General features: G+C 70.7%; 11 protein-coding genes and 1 tRNA gene. 3 read left to right on the plus strand and 9 right to left on the minus strand.

All coding sequences use genetic code 11. From position 1 onward, the window contains the following. Positions 1-30: 30 nt before the first annotated feature. The 6 genes from OHB56_RS17545 to OHB56_RS17570 form a co-directional block, all read right to left on the minus strand. Complete coding sequence (locus OHB56_RS17545; protein ID WP_326753107.1) at positions 31-939, minus strand: Bax inhibitor-1/YccA family protein; 909 nt, start codon at positions 937-939, stop codon at positions 31-33. Positions 940-2,431: 1,492 nt separating this feature from the next. After that, positions 2,432-3,307, minus strand: coding sequence for a GNAT family N-acetyltransferase (locus tag OHB56_RS17550; protein WP_406354328.1), 876 nt, complete (start codon positions 3,305-3,307; stop codon positions 2,432-2,434). Positions 3,308-3,396: 89 nt separating this feature from the next. Beyond that, positions 3,397-3,597: a hypothetical protein gene (locus tag OHB56_RS17555; RefSeq protein WP_406354330.1), complete on the minus strand. Its 201-nt coding sequence runs from the start codon at positions 3,595-3,597 to the stop codon at positions 3,397-3,399. A gap of 6 nt (positions 3,598-3,603) precedes the next feature. Beyond that, positions 3,604-4,722 (minus strand): radical SAM protein, encoded by a 1,119-nt coding sequence (locus OHB56_RS17560; RefSeq protein ID WP_406354332.1) that lies wholly within the window; start codon positions 4,720-4,722, stop codon positions 3,604-3,606. A gap of 135 nt (positions 4,723-4,857) precedes the next feature. Then, positions 4,858-5,283: a DUF6415 family natural product biosynthesis protein gene (locus tag OHB56_RS17565; protein ID WP_406354334.1), complete on the minus strand. Its 426-nt coding sequence runs from the start codon at positions 5,281-5,283 to the stop codon at positions 4,858-4,860. Next, positions 5,276-5,518: a hypothetical protein gene (locus OHB56_RS17570; protein ID WP_406354336.1), complete on the minus strand. Its 243-nt coding sequence runs from the start codon at positions 5,516-5,518 to the stop codon at positions 5,276-5,278. Before OHB56_RS17570 ends, OHB56_RS17565 begins: the two co-directional genes overlap by 8 nt. 513 nt (positions 5,519-6,031) lie before the next feature. On the opposite strand from OHB56_RS17570, the gene OHB56_RS17575 reads away from it, so the two are divergent. Further along, complete coding sequence (locus OHB56_RS17575) at positions 6,032-7,333, plus strand: XRE family transcriptional regulator (protein ID WP_406354338.1); 1,302 nt, start codon at positions 6,032-6,034, stop codon at positions 7,331-7,333. Here the strand turns inward: OHB56_RS17575 and cutA are convergent. Both cutA and OHB56_RS17585 read right to left on the minus strand, forming a co-directional pair. Then, positions 7,330-7,656, minus strand: coding sequence for a divalent-cation tolerance protein CutA (gene cutA / locus OHB56_RS17580; protein WP_406354340.1), 327 nt, complete (start codon positions 7,654-7,656; stop codon positions 7,330-7,332). The two genes, OHB56_RS17575 and cutA, sit on opposite strands and share 4 nt — an antisense overlap. Before the next feature lie 598 nt (positions 7,657-8,254). Beyond that, positions 8,255-8,339 (minus strand) — tRNA-Leu (locus OHB56_RS17585). A gap of 489 nt (positions 8,340-8,828) precedes the next feature. Between OHB56_RS17585 and OHB56_RS17590 the strand changes: the two genes are divergently transcribed. Next, positions 8,829-9,599, plus strand: coding sequence for an ABC transporter ATP-binding protein (locus tag OHB56_RS17590; RefSeq protein WP_406354342.1), 771 nt, complete (start codon positions 8,829-8,831; stop codon positions 9,597-9,599). Between the two features lie 129 nt (positions 9,600-9,728). Beyond that, complete coding sequence (locus OHB56_RS17595) at positions 9,729-12,257, plus strand: ABC transporter permease (protein WP_406354344.1); 2,529 nt, start codon at positions 9,729-9,731, stop codon at positions 12,255-12,257. A gap of 169 nt (positions 12,258-12,426) precedes the next feature. On the opposite strand, the gene OHB56_RS17600 is transcribed toward OHB56_RS17595, so the two are convergent. Further along, positions 12,427-13,725, minus strand: a complete 1,299-nt coding sequence (locus OHB56_RS17600) for a class I SAM-dependent methyltransferase (protein ID WP_406354346.1) — start codon at positions 13,723-13,725, stop codon at positions 12,427-12,429. Positions 13,726-14,098: the final 373 nt, after the last annotated feature.

Raw genomic sequence — 14,098 nt, forward strand, 5'->3', positions numbered from 1 at the left:
CGCGCCGCTCACCGACGCGCCGGCCGGTCGCTAATCGCTGCTGCTGAAGATCGCGATGAGCCTCAGGAACTCGAGGTAGAGCCAGACCAGCGTCAGCGTGAGGCCGAAGGCGGCGAGCCAGGCCTCCTCGCGCGGGGCGCCGTAGGCGAGGCCGTCCTCGACCTGCTTGAAGTCCAGGGCGAGGAAGCAGGCGCCGAGGATGATGCCGATGACGCCGAACAGGATGCCGAGCGGGCCGCTGCGGAAGCCGAGGCCGTCACCGCCGCCGAACACCGCGAACAGCAGGTTCACGCTCATCAGCAGGATGAAGCCGAGCGCGGCCGCCATCACGAAGCCGTAGAAACGGCGGTTGACGCGGATCCAGCCCGCCTTGTACGCCACCAGCACGCCGGCGAAGACCGCCATGGTGCCGAGCACGGCCTGCATGGCCGCGCCGTCGGCGATGCGGTTGTCGACGACGCTGGAGATGACACCGAGGAAGACACCCTCGAACGCGGCGTACGTCAGGATCAGCGCGGGCGCGGCCTTGCGCTTGAAGGACTGCACGAGGCCCAGCACCATGGCGATCAGCGCGGCGCCGATGCCGATGCCGTAGGACCGGCCGAGGTTGGCGTCGTCCACGGGCAGCAGGGCCCAGGCGAGCGCGGCGAAGACGATGAGCACGCCGAGCGTGGTGCCCGTGCGCATCACGACGTCGTCGATGGTCATCCGGCCGGCGGCGGCGGGCGCCTGCGGCGGCGCACCCTGCTGCACGTCCTGCTGGCCGTACGGGTTCTGCGCGTAGGGGTTCTGCGCGTACGGGTTGCCGGCGGGCTGCGCGTACGGGTTGCCCTGCGTGGCGACAGCGGGACCCCCGGCCTGCGGCGCGGTGTTGAAGCCCGCGTAGCCGTTGTCGCGGCTGAACCCCCGTCGCGAGAAGACCGGGTTTCTGCTCCTCATTTCACTCCTCCATGGCCACACGGCGCGGCCTTGGGCTCAAGAGTAATAGGTAGGCAAAGGAATGACCCCCCTGCCCAAGAAGGATCTTTCCCTCGTCGTGCTGCACAACACGCTACGCGGCCATGCGATTCCCCTCACCACAAGAGGCCGAACCATGACCTACCCGGGACCTCCCCGGGACCGGCCGGAGATCATCCCGGTCGCCCCGCCCCGGCGGCGGCGCCGCACGGTGCCCCCTGCCGCATCCGGCCGCCCCGAGCACGGCGCCCCCGCGACCGGCACCCGCAGCCGGGCGGGACCGGACCGGACCGGCCGTGTCCCCACCCCGGTGGGGACACGGCCGGTTCCCTCCTCGGCGCCCGGGTACGCCCACCTTCCGTGCGGCACCTCCGTCTCGGCGGGACCGGGGCACATCACCGGTCCCGCGACGGCTGCGTCCGTCCGCGAGGACCTCACCCGCGGGGCGCGGCCGGCTCCGAGACCGGCCGGCACTCCACCACCCGTTCGGCGGTCCGTCTCCCAGGGAAGGCGGAGACCTCGCCCCTCCGGGTCCGGGAGGCGGCGCGGTCGCGGGGCGGAGTCCTCCGAGCCGGCCCTCGACGCCCTCCTTGCCGCCCGGCCCGCGCACAGCCGGCCGGACGCGCCCCACTACGCGCCACGGGCACCGGCGCTGACGACGTCGGGGCCCGGCTTCCTTCCCCCTCCCCCGGAGGGCCCGCTCCCGTGCTCACGCCACGGCGCACGAGTCGGGGTCATCGTCGGCGCGGGCGACCGCCTCCAGCCGTCTCCGTCACCGAGCCGCTTCCCGAAAGCTACGTCTGGGCGGACCACCGGCTCGGCCCCGACCGGGCGCCCTCACCCGGCACGGGCTGACGCCACCGGGCGCGAACGCCTTCTCATCCTGGGGCGGAGGCGACCGCCGGGACGGGGGTCGCGCCGAAGATGGTGCCCGGAGCCGGACTCGAACCGGAATGGGGGACCCTCGAACCCGCAGGTCAGAGCCCTGACCTGCGGAGAACTCCCCGCCCCGGCCCACCTCAGCCCTCCCCGGCCCGGCATTCGTGCGCCATTGGCGCACTGTTTGGCGCACCGGGTGCAGCCACTGCCCGGACCCGCGAGGCGCGCCCTCCTGCTCCGGAGAAACTCGCCGGGGAAAGCCTCATCCATACTCGGGGTTCAGCCGTAAGTAGAAGTGGGCCCGGCGGATACGGTCCGCCGGGCCCACTCGCGGCTCCCCCAGCTTTGCGGAGTATGGAGCGGAGCCACCTCCCCCTGCCGCCACGAAGCAGCAGGGAGTCACGGCCGCGCTTCGTCCGATGGCCGAAACGCGGGGCTTGGGAGGCCGTGTCCCCCCATAGTCCCCCCAATGCACCCCATACGCCCCGTCACTCGTAAGAGCGACAAAAAATTGAGCGCAGAACAATCGCGCGGCAGGCCCTGGTGAACTTGGCTCGACGTGATCAGAGCCGGACGGGCTCTCCATCACGCTTCGTCAGGCACAGTCCCGCTGCTGCACGTACCCGAGGGACGTCAAGCCCTCCGCCGCACACAGCCGGTCGGACGCGCCCCCCGCCTCCGTCTGCAGGAGCTGGTAGGCGGCACCATGCTCATGCCCCCACCGCATCGCCGCGCGCCACAGGGCCCGCCCGTAGCCGCGCCCGCGGTGCTCCGGCAGCACACCGAAGTACTGCGGCAGCAGCCGGGCCCGCCCGGCGTCGTCGAGCATCGTCTCCATGGGGCCGATCGCACCGGCCACCCGGCCGTCATGCAGCACGGTGAGGACGGGCCCCACCGTCCCGGCCTGCATGTGCCCGTACAGGAACCGGAAGCCGTCCGCGGCCATCTCCTCCGCGAACTCGGCGAACCCCGCGCCCTCGGGCAGCTGCGCGTACTCCTCGACCGGCACGTCCGATCCCGCTTCAGGCCCCACGGTGAACTCCTTGAGCTGGACGCGGGCCCCGACACCGCGCACGTACGCCTCCGGCTGGTCCGCGCCGAGGAACCACACGAGCCGGGCCTTCCCCGCACCATGAGTGACCGCGAGCTTCCGGGCCAGGTCCGCGCCCGTGGACAGACTGTCGGGGGCCGCCCCGTACACGTGGACCTTGACCGTGCCGGCACCGCGCTCCACCAGCGTGGGGATGAGCGTCTGATCCGGGCCGTGCTCGACCGCGTCGACCAGGACGCGTTCCGTCTTCGTGGCGGACCAGCGGCAGTCCTTGTCGTGCGGGAGGAATCCGCCCGTACCGGCGGCCTCCAGCACGGCGTCGAAGAGGTCGGGGAATGGACTGTGCGGGTGGACGGGGCCGAGGGTCGGCACGTACGGCACGGGCATCACGGGCTCAATCCAGTTCCAGTGAAAACGCATGGCCGCACGCTACCCACGGCGCGCACACGCCACAGGCCCCGACGCCGAAGACGCCGGGGCCTGCTCATTCACGACCGGATGCGGTCAGGCTAGTGCGGGTTGTCGTCACCGGCGGCGCACGAGCACTTCGCACTGTCCATCACGGTGTCCATGTCGCCCACCGCGGTGATCCGGGTCACCGGCTCCACCGGTTCGAGGATCGGCCGCGTCAGGTACGGCTGGCCGGTCTGGGTCGGGCCGTCACCCGGCAGCGGGCGCCTCGGCGCGATCTCGACTGCTACAACGGTCATCGTTGTTCACCCTGCTTTCTTATCTCCGTGCTGGCAGTACGCCGCCAGCGGGGCCTTCGCCTCCTGGTAGTGCTTGGCCAGGGGCCTGCACACGCGGCAGGAACCGGCCAGGCTGCATCCCGAGCAGCCTCCAGTGCGAAGCATCAGGCGGTCCGCGATCGCACCCAGCCGGGCAAGGCCCTCGATCCCCTCGTGGACGAGGCTGATCTGGTCGTCGCGGCCGATCTTGCAGATGGACACCAGCCCGTGCGGGTCCATGTGGAAGAAGGTGTGTCCGGCGTTGCAGCCGGTGAACTGTTTCCTGACGCGCAGGTGCTCCTTGGACTGCGCGGTCAGCACCTCCCCGCCCCCGTAGATCGTGGGCGTCATGTTGGTGAAGACCTCGTACTCGACACCCCACGACTTGCACAGGTCGACCATGGCCTGTTCCTCGTGGCCGTTGTCCTCGGTGACGACGATGCTCATGCGCAGCGGCAGCCGGGCGTGGCGGGCGGCGTTCATGCCCTGCACGAACTGGTCCCACGCGCCGGCCCTCTGCGTCAGCTCGTCGTAGCTGGCCTTGGCCGCCCCGTACATGGACACGGTGACGCGGTACGGCGGGCACTCCCGGAAGAGCCGCAGCAGGTTCTCCCGCCACAGCAGCGACCCGTTCGTGGAGACCGTGATCATCATGCCCAGGTCCCACGCGTACCGGTACGCGCGCATGAAGTCCTTGTCGATGGTCGGCTCGCCGCCGGTGACCTGGAGGAACAGCACTCCCGCCTCGGCCATGATGTCCAGGCAGCGCCGCTTGTCGTCCCACGGCATCCCGGACTGCATCTTCAAGCCCAAGTAGCAGTGCTTGCAGTCGTAGTTGCAGCCGAGGTTGACCTCCCAGCTCGCCTTGCCGTAACCCCACGGGGACGGCTCCCGGACCAGCAGGACCTCACCGGCCGGACGGTCGGCCACGTCCAGGTCCTCCCACTGCTCCCGGGCGGCTTCCACCAGCCAGTCCGGAGCCGGCGAGGCGGGGTCCAGGGTGCGAAGTTCCTCGTACCGGGGCTGCGGCAGGAGAGCACCGCCGCGGTGGCCCGGCCGTACGAGGACGTGTTGCTCCAGGAAGGGGCCGGCGATCAGGGAATGCACAGAGGGCTCCTCGAACAGGAATGCAGCGACAAGGGAGGTTGGAGGGCTCGGCACACCCCACGCGCGAGGTGTGCCGAGCCGGCGTCCCGGGCCCCGGCACGGGGAGGACCAACGGGCCCGGAACGCGATCAGGGGCTAGCTGCGGGCCACGCCACAGCCAAGAGCACCAAGCAGGAACATGAGGACGAGCACGTACAGGACCTGGCCCGTCACACCGCTGGCCGCAGGCCGCGCGTCTTCGATCAGGCGAGGATCCTCGTGCAGCGTCAGCAGGGCCCGGCACACGACGGCGAGGTCGTGGACACGGACAGCGCGGGCAGAGCCGGCGGGCGGATCCGAGGCGAGGAGGTCGCGGGCCCAGGCGATGACGTGATACGCGGTCCGCTGGGTGTCACCGCTCATCTGCTGCGCCAGGACCTCGACTTCGGGGAGCAGCAGCCGGACGTGCCCGACGAGCGCCTCCCGCAGCCTCTCCGCCTCCCAGACGGACGCGCACGCGAACGCGGCCTCGCACGAGCTGCGGATCGCCGGGACGTCGAGCACAACCGTGCCGCTAGCCACCGGCCAGGCCCTCCGCTCGCGCCCTGCGGAACCGGCCCGCGTCGATGAGCTGTGTCACCGCGTCCACCGAGGCCAGCTCTCCCGTACCGTGCAACGGCACACGCCAGTACTGGCGGACCCCCTCCGGGAGGAGGGCCGTGACCCGGGGCACGCCCATGCAGCAGTCCCGGCCGAGGAACTCGGCCTCACCCTGCCGGTAGACGGACCACTCCCGACGGCCGGGGGACGGCGGCACAGGACGTAGTACTCACAGCCGATCAGGTCGTAGAACACCGGGCCGCCGTGCAGCGCCTGGGCCAGGTAGGCGTCGACCTTGCTGGGGACATCCGTTCCGGCCGCTGCGTGTACGAGGTCGGCACAGATCTTGACCGCGTTGAACGGCCCGTCGCAGCGCAGCAGCGCGACACCCTGTTCCGCCCAGTCCGTACGAGCCCTGGCCCGGTCGAGCGCGGCCGACAGCAGCCAGTTCTCCGCGTCGAGCCGGCGATCTGTCGCGGTCGCGACGGAAGGCCCGGCCCCGGCCTGCCCCGTTCTGGCCAACTTCTCTTCATCTGCCGCAAGTTGGGTAATCTCGCCCATAGCGACTCCTCGACAGTCGTCATGCCCCGGGTCGAGAGCACGGCCCGGGGCTTTTCGCGTCCAGGGTGAAGCTCCGTCGAGGGTGCTGCGTCCCGCCGCCGGGTATCCCCATCATGGGTACGCACTGCAGACAGCCATCCCGCAGACTCAGGCGAGCAGGAAGTGCCGCATGGCCTACCACCCGCCGACCGCCCTGCCTCCGGAACTCCTTGACGACGCGGAGATGCAACGTGCCCTGACCGAGCACGACTTCGGGACAGTGTTCCGACTGGCCCGCAGCCGGGCCGGGATCAGCTACTCGCGGATCGCCGCCGAATGCGACATCAAACCGGAGCGGGTCGGCACCCTCGCTCGAGGAACCGGCCGCATCACGACCTTCGACAAAGTCGTGATGATCGCGGACGCGCTACGCGTCCCAGGACACATGGTCGGCCTGGCTCCCCGCCCGTGGGAGAACGGCCTTTCTGTAGACACGCACAGCAGAGAGATCGGAACCACCGTGCGCCGCCGAACCGTCCTGGCCGCCGCCGCCTCCACCGGCCTGGCCGTCGCCCTGCCCGCCCTCCACCAGCCCCCGAACCTCAACCACATCGGCCCCGGAGACGTCGCCCAGCTCCGCGCCCGCACCGCCCGCCTCCGCCGCCTCGACAACATCCTCGGCGGGGGCGACACCTACCGCGTCTACCTCAGCGAATACCAGCACACCAAGGGTCGGCTCCGCACCGCCAGCACCACCCCCGACACCCGCCGCAGCCTCCTCTCCCTCCTCGCCGAACAAGCCCAGCAAGCCGGGTGGGCCGCCTTCGACGGGGGCCGCCCGGCCGAGGCAGGCAGCCTGTACGAGGAGAGCATGACGGCAGCCCACGAGGCCCGCGACAGCGACCTCCTCGGCAACGCGTACGCGTTCCTCGCCTACCAGACCGCCGACCGCGACCAGGCCGCCGAGATGGCCGCCCGCAGTTGCGCCGCCATCACCGACAGCGCGCCCGCCACCGTCCGGGCCCTCCTGTACGAGCGGATGGCCTGGGCGTGCGCCGTCGCCGACCGGCCGGCCGACACGGAACGCGCCCTCTCCGCCGCCCACACCGCCCTGGACGAGCAGCAGCACGGCGAGCAGCAACCGGACTGGTCCGCCTGGGTCGACCGGACAGAGCTGGACATCATGACCGGCCGTTGCTGGACAGAGCTACTCCGCCCTCTCCGAGCCGTCCCCGTTCTCACGCAGGCCCTGGCCCGGTACGACAACGCCCACGCCCGGGACAAGGCGCTCTACCTCTCGTGGCTCGCGGACGCCTACCTCACGGCCGGGGAGATCGAGGAGGCTGCCGCGGTGACAGGCCGGGCGCTGGCCCTGTCCACCGGCGTGGCGTCCGTGCGCCCCCGCCAGCGCCTCACCCCGGTACTGGCGCAGCTCGGCCGGCACCGGGACGTGCCGGCCGTCCGTCACCTGTTGGAGAGCGCCACCGCCTAGGACGACGTGGGGTCCACGCTGCCCTTGATCCACTCCAGACAGCGGGCCGCCCCCGTGATCGGCGTGGCGATCACCTCAGGGTTGTCCCACGGGTGCGCGTTGAGGAGATACCGCTCCAGCTCCGGGTACCGCTCGCGCGTCGTCGTGAGGAGGAGCCGCCATTCCTCGTCCTCACCGAACTCCCCGAGGTGCCAGAACACCGATGTGACGGGGCCGATGATCTGCGCCCCCGCAGCGAGCCGCGCCTTGACCGCCCCTTGGACCAGGCTGACGGCTTGCTCACGGGCGGGCGTAGCGGTCGATACCTGCACGTAGTCAGTCATGGCCGGGAGAGTAACGGCCCCCGCCTCCGGGCGGCAGTACCCGCGCTACAGCCGCGCGTGCTTCACCACGGAGCCCCACTCAGCGGCCTGGCCGGTGTGGCTTTTTCCATGAGAACGGGTTCTGGCTCAACTTCTGTGGTGCGGAGAAGGAGTGCCTCCTCCGGCAACCCGCTCCACCTGCCTGACCTGCGAGACGCCAGGCACGGCATCGCTCTGAACCCGGCGTGACCGGAGACATCACAGAAGTTGAGCCAGAACCTGAGAACGGGCAGCAGATGTCCACCACTTCGGGAGGCTGCAGAGCCCGTCGGAGGATTCGAACGGCACGCGACTTTCAAGTCCGGAACGCCAGCTCTGCAGAAGGCTCAGTGAGCACTGCCTCGCGGGAGGCTGTCAGTGCCCGTTCAAGGGCCGACCGCGGTACCTCCAGGCACCGGCGCACACGGTGGCTGGTGACTTCACCAGCGTCGTTCCCCATCGCTTTCACCTATGCCATGACGGCAAGCTAGGGGCCGGTGCGCCAGCCGTGCGCCAGTTACGCGGACACGCACGACAGTTGACGTACGTCCCTGCAGGTCAGGGGTCGTACGTCGGAAAGTGCCCGGAGCCGGACTTGAACCGGCACGCCCCCAGCAGGGGCAGCGAGGTTTAAGCTCGCCGTGTCTGCATTCCACCATCCGGGCAGGCCATGGGCTCCGCGTCGGGCCCTCCGAGCCTATCGGGACCCCTCACCCGAACTGCGCAGTGGTGGGCCGATGTTGTCTGATTTTATTGACGCCTGAGGGTGTATCAGGCCATGGGAATCGCCATCAGCACATGCCAACAGCCTCGCGTGCGGGGGTCGGCCGTGCATGCGGAATGACGGAATTTCACCGTCCGAACAAGGGCGCTCCACCTGTTCTCACGAATCCGGCGCTCGGCGGGCTCCGCCGGCCTCGGATCGGGCGCTCCGCCTCCCCTCGGCTCGGGCCCGGATCCTCCCTCCCGGCCCGGGGGCGCCTCCCCTCGCTCCGGGTCGGCCGTCATCCGCAGGTATGACGGCGGCCCGCGGGGTCCACCCCGAGTCGCCCTCCGGAACCGGAGCTGCGGGTGACTACACGGGGATCCGCGGGCGGAACGATGGAACTCGTTCCGTTGCCGTGAAACGTCGTACCGTCAGGAGTGCCCATCCCGTGACCACCGCACCCATCGCCGACCGGACCACCACCGTGGCCGCACGTGCCGCGGAACTGTCGAAGATCTACGGCCAGGGCGAGACCCAGGTGGTCGCCCTCGACCAGGTCTCCGTGGACTTCCGGCAGGCCGAGTTCACCGCGATCATGGGCCCCTCCGGTTCCGGCAAGTCCACGCTGATGCACTGTGTGGCCGGCCTCGACACGTTCTCGGCCGGTTCCGTGCGCATCGGTGACACCGAGCTGGGCTCCCTCAAGGACAAGCAGCTCACCAAGCTGCGCCGGGACAAGATCGGCTTCATCTTCCAGGCGTTCAACCTGCTGCCGACCCTGACGGCCCTGGAGAACATCACCCTCCCGATGGACATCGCGGGGCGCAAGCCGGACAAGCAGTGGCTCGACACCGTGATCCGGATGATCGGCCTGTCCGACCGGCTGAGCCACCGGCCGTCCCAGCTGTCCGGCGGTCAGCAGCAGCGGGTCGCCGTCGCGCGGGCGCTGGCCTCCAGGCCCGAGATCATCTTCGGCGACGAGCCCACCGGCAACCTCGACTCCCGTTCCGGCGCCGAGGTGCTCGGCTTCCTGCGCAACTCGGTACGCGAGCTGGGGCAGACGGTGGTCATGGTGACCCACGACCCGGTCGCTGCGGCCTACGCGGACCGGGTGGTGTTCCTCGCGGACGGCAGGATCGTGGACGAGATGCACGGGCCGACGGCCGAATCGGTGCTCGACCGCATGAAGCAGTTCGACGCCAAGGGCCGTACGAGCTGAGCCGTCACCGGCCGAGCCGCCGTCAGCACGCAACCGTCCCTCGCCTCTTCCGGTGATGTTCCGGTGATGCGACCTCACCCCTGCTGACGCCCCACCCCCACTCGTACGACTGGACTCGAGAAAACACCCATGTTCCGTACCGCCTTGCGCAATGTGTTCGCGCACAAGGCCCGGCTCCTGATGACCGTGCTCGCCGTGATGCTCGGCGTGGCCTTCGTGTCGGGGACCCTGGTCTTCACCAACACCCTCTCCGACGCCCTCCAGAAGAGCTCCGCCAAGGGCTTCGACCACGTCGACGTCGCCGTCACCGCCCAGTGGAAGGAAGCCGAGGGAGACAAGGTCGGCGAGCCCCACGAACTGACCTCGGCCATGGTCGAGGACAGTGCCCGGGTTCCCGGCGCCGCGCAGGCCATCGGCGTCGTCACCGGGTTCACCGCCATGGCCGACCGGGACGGCAGGCTGATCGGCGACGGCTTCCAGTCGCAGGGCGGCAACTACTGGGGCACCGACGACCCCCGCTACCCGCTGACCGAAGGGCACGCGCCGAAGGGCGCCGACGAGATCCTCATCGACGCCGAGACCGCGAAGCGCACCGGCTACCGGGTCGGCGACACCGTACGGATGTCGGTCGACGGCCCGGTCCTCGAGCCGGTCGTCACCGGCGTCTTCACCACCGACGACGGCAATGTCGCGGCCGGCGGCAGCCTCGCGCTGTTCGACACGGCGACGGCGCAGAAGCTGTTCGGCAAGGAGGGCACGTTCGACGAGATCGCCGTCAAGGCGAAGGACGGCGTCTCCGAGAGCGCGCTGCAGGCGGAGCTGGACAAGGCGCTGCCCGCCGACGCCGTGGAGACCACCACCGGCACGCAGCTCGCCGACGACCAGGCGAGCATGATCGCCTCCTCGATGAGCGGGCTGAAGCAGGGCCTGCTGGTGTTCGCCGGCATCGCGCTGTTCGTCGGTACGTTCATCATCGCCAACACCTTCACCATGCTGGTCGCCCAGCGCACCCGGGAGCTGGCGCTGATGCGCGCGGTCGGCGCCTCCCGCCGGCAGGTCACCCGGTCGGTGCTGTTCGAGGCGTTCGTGGTGGGCGCGGTCGCCGCCGTGGTCGGGCTGCTCACCGGTATCGGCATCGGGGCCGGACTGCGTGCCCTGATGGGGACGTTCGAGGCGACCGTGCCCGCCGGCCCGCTGGTGGTCACACCCGGCACTGTCGCCGCCGCGTTCTCGGTCGGTGTCCTGATCACCATGCTCGCCGCGTGGCTGCCCGGCCGCCGGGCCGCGAAGATCCCGCCGGTGGCGGCGATGAGCTCCGTGCACGCCCAGGCGACCACCAAGTCGCTGGTGCTGCGCAACACGCTGGGCGCGCTCTTCTCGGGCGCCGGCATCGCGGTGGTCCTCGCGGCGACGACGATGAGCGGCTCGGACGGCCAGGCCCCCATGGGCATCGGCGCGGTCCTGCTGATCATCGGCGTGTTCATCCTGACCCCGCTGCTGTCCCGTCCGCTGATCGCCGCCGCGGCGCCGGTGCTGCGCGTCTTCGGGATGTCCGGGAAGCTGGCCCGGCAGAACGCGGTGCGCAACCCGCGCCGTACCGCCGCGACCGCGTCCGCGCTGATGATCGGGCTCACCCTGATCACCGGGATGACGGTGGTGGCGGGCAGCCTGCAGAACGCCATCGACAAGATGGCCACCTCCTCGATCGAGGCCGACTACGTGGTGTCGATGGCGAACGGCAACTGGCTGTCGCCGGACGTCGCGCGGACGCTGGAGCGGTCCGACGACGTCACCGCCAGCAGCCCGCTGCGCAACGCGCCCGTCCGTATCGACGGGCAGACGGAGTTCCTGACCGGCGTCGACGGCTCCTCGATCGGCGAGCTGACCGACTTCCCGGTCCGTGACGGCGCCTTCGAGGTGTCCGGCACACGGATCGTCGTCGACCACAGGACGGCCGAGGACCACGGCTGGAAGGCCGGTTCGGACTTCACCCTCACCTACGAGGACGGCGAGAAGCAGGAGCTGACGGTCGCCGGGGTCTACGAGGGCAACGAGATGTTCCGCGGCATCATGCTCGACACCGCGACCCTCGCCCCGCACCAGCCGGACCCGATCGACATGCAGGTCATGGTGAAGACCTCCGGCGGTGCCTCCGACGCGGCGAAGGACCGGCTGGTGGAGGCCCTCGGCACCAACCCCGCCATCAAGGTGCAGGACAAGAAGGACATCTCCAACGAACTGGCGTCCATGTTCACGCTGATACTGAACATGGTCTACGGGCTGCTGGCGATGGCCGTGCTCGTCGCGGTGCTCGGTGTCGTCAACACCCTGGCCATGTCGGTGTTCGAGCGCTCCCAGGAGATCGGCATGCTCCGCGCGATCGGCCTGGACCGCGGGGGCATCAAGCGGATGGTCCGCCTGGAGTCCCTGGTGATCTCCCTGTTCGGCGGGGTGCTCGGCATCGGCCTGGGCGTGTTCTTCGGCTGGGCGGCCGGAGAGCTGGTGGGCTCGAGGATGGCGACGTACGAACTGATCCTGCCCTGGGGCCGGATGGCGGTCTTCCTGCTGCTGGCCGGCGTCGTGGGCGTGCTCGCGGCCCTGTGGCCGGCCCGGCGGGCGGCACGGCTGAACATGCTTCAGGCCATCAAGGCGGAGTAGTACCGGAGCGGGAACGGGCCCTGTACGGGCCCTGTTCCGACGGCCGGACCCGGTCGGACTCCTGGCGTCGGCCGGAGTCGGTGGGAGTCGGTCGCCGGAGCAGGGCCCGTCGTCGTGCCTGCCGTCGCGCCCGTCGTCGTGCCGGGGAGCAGGGAGCAGGGGGCGGCGGTCAGTTCCAGGCGCGGGCGCGCAGGGGCAGGCCGGAGGCGCCGGATTCGGGGGTCTTCACGGCCAGGACCTGGTTGACGCCGATGCGGTTGCGTTCGAAGGCGAGCGCGGAGGCGGCCATGTACAGCCGCCAGACGCGGGCGCGGCCCGGCCCGGTGAGCATGACGGCCCGGTCCCAGCCGGCCTCCAGGTTCGCCACCCAGCGGCGCAGGGTGAGGGCGTAGTGCTCGCGGATCGACTCGACGTCGCGCGCCTCGAAGCCGGCCCGCTCCAGCAGGGACACGGTGGTGCCCACGGGGGCGAGTTCGCCGTCGGGGAAGACGTAGGCGTCGATGAACGGGTTCAGTGCGTACTCCGTCTCGTCCCGATGCGGACGGCGTGCGATCTGGTGGTTCAGCAGCCGTCCGCCGGGCTTGAGGAGGCGGTGCAGGGCGGTGGCGTACTCCAGATAGCGCGGGGAGCCGACGTGTTCGGCCATGCCGATCGAGGAGATCGCGTCGTAGGGGCCGTCCGGGACGTCACGGTAGTCCTGTACGCGGATCTCGACCCGGTCGGTGAGCCCTTCGTCGGCGACGCGCTTGCGGGCGTACCCGGCCTGCTCCTGGGAGAGGGTGACGCCGACGACGCTCACGCCGTGCTCACGGGCGGCGTGGATCGCCATGGAGCCCCAGCCGCAGCCGACGTCCAGCAGCCGCTGGCCGGGCGTCAGCGCGAGCTTGCGGCAGACGATTTCGAGCTTGTCGTGCTGGGCCTGTTCGAGGGTGGCCTGCGGGAGCGGGGCGGGCCAGTAGGCGCAGGAGTACACCATGGACGGGCCGAGGACGATCTCGTAGAAGTCGTTGCCGACGTCGTAGTGATGGCTGATGGCGCGCTTGTCGCTGCGCTTGGTGTGGAGGCCGCGGTGGGGCCTGCGGATCTCCTCCGGGGGCGGGCCGGGCGGCAGTGGCGGGCCGGCCAGCGCGACGAGACCGCGGACGGCCGCGCGGACGCCGGGGTCGCGCAGGGACTGGGCGAGGGTGGGGGTGTCCTCGCCGCGCTCCCAGAGGAGACCGGAGACACGTTTGAGGGCGGTGTACAGGTCGCCCTCGACGCTCAGGTCGCCGGACACCCAGGCGCGGGCGAGGCCGAGTTCACCCGGCTTCCACAACAGGTGGCGCACGGCACGGCGGTTGCGTACGACGAGGATCGGGGCGTCCGGCGGGCCGGCCTGTGATCCGTCCCAGGCGCGGACGCGCAGGGGGAGCGGTGCGCCCGCCACCTGTTCGACAAGGCCCTTCAGCCGTGAGGCGGCGTCTCTCATGGTGTACACCTCCGATAGGGGCGTCCCCGGCTCGAGCGACGTCGAGAGCCCGGGGAAGGCCAAATCCCGGAATGTCGTCACCACGTAAACATCTGCGGGGCGCGCGGCAGTCCTCGGCGCGCGTCATGACTGGGCAAAACGCCGAAAGGGCCGCCCGCACCACGGATGGCGGGCGGCCCTTTCAGGAGCCGAGGACGGCCTGGCCGATGACCTGGAGCCCGGCTCTCGGAGCAGGAGCGCCGGGTGGAACGCAGATCGGACGGACCGAAAATCAGACGGCCCGGAGGATCAGACGGACCGGAGAATCAGGCGGACCGGAGGTCGCCCGGCCGTACGCGCGGGCCCCGAGGGGGGCCGACGGGACGGGCGACCA

Source organism: Streptomyces sp. NBC_01635 (assembly GCF_045209715.1).
GTDB classification, from domain to species: domain Bacteria; phylum Actinomycetota; class Actinomycetes; order Streptomycetales; family Streptomycetaceae; genus Streptomyces; species Streptomyces hirsutus.

Excerpts from the sequence above, each read along its gene's own strand:
- cutA (WP_406354340.1), bottom strand. The coding sequence starts at position 7,656 with ATGACTGACTACGTGCAGGTATCGACCGCTACGCCCGCCCGTGAGCAA.
- OHB56_RS17555 (WP_406354330.1), bottom strand. The coding sequence starts at position 3,597 with ATGACCGTTGTAGCAGTCGAGATCGCGCCGAGGCGCCCGCTGCCGGGT.
- OHB56_RS17595 (WP_406354344.1), top strand. The coding sequence starts at position 9,729 with ATGTTCCGTACCGCCTTGCGCAATGTGTTCGCGCACAAGGCCCGGCTC.
- OHB56_RS17545 (WP_326753107.1), bottom strand. The coding sequence starts at position 939 with ATGAGGAGCAGAAACCCGGTCTTCTCGCGACGGGGGTTCAGCCGCGAC.
- OHB56_RS17550 (WP_406354328.1), bottom strand. The coding sequence starts at position 3,307 with ATGCGTTTTCACTGGAACTGGATTGAGCCCGTGATGCCCGTGCCGTAC.
- OHB56_RS17600 (WP_406354346.1), bottom strand. The coding sequence starts at position 13,725 with ATGAGAGACGCCGCCTCACGGCTGAAGGGCCTTGTCGAACAGGTGGCG.
- OHB56_RS17575 (WP_406354338.1), top strand. The coding sequence starts at position 6,032 with ATGGCCTACCACCCGCCGACCGCCCTGCCTCCGGAACTCCTTGACGAC.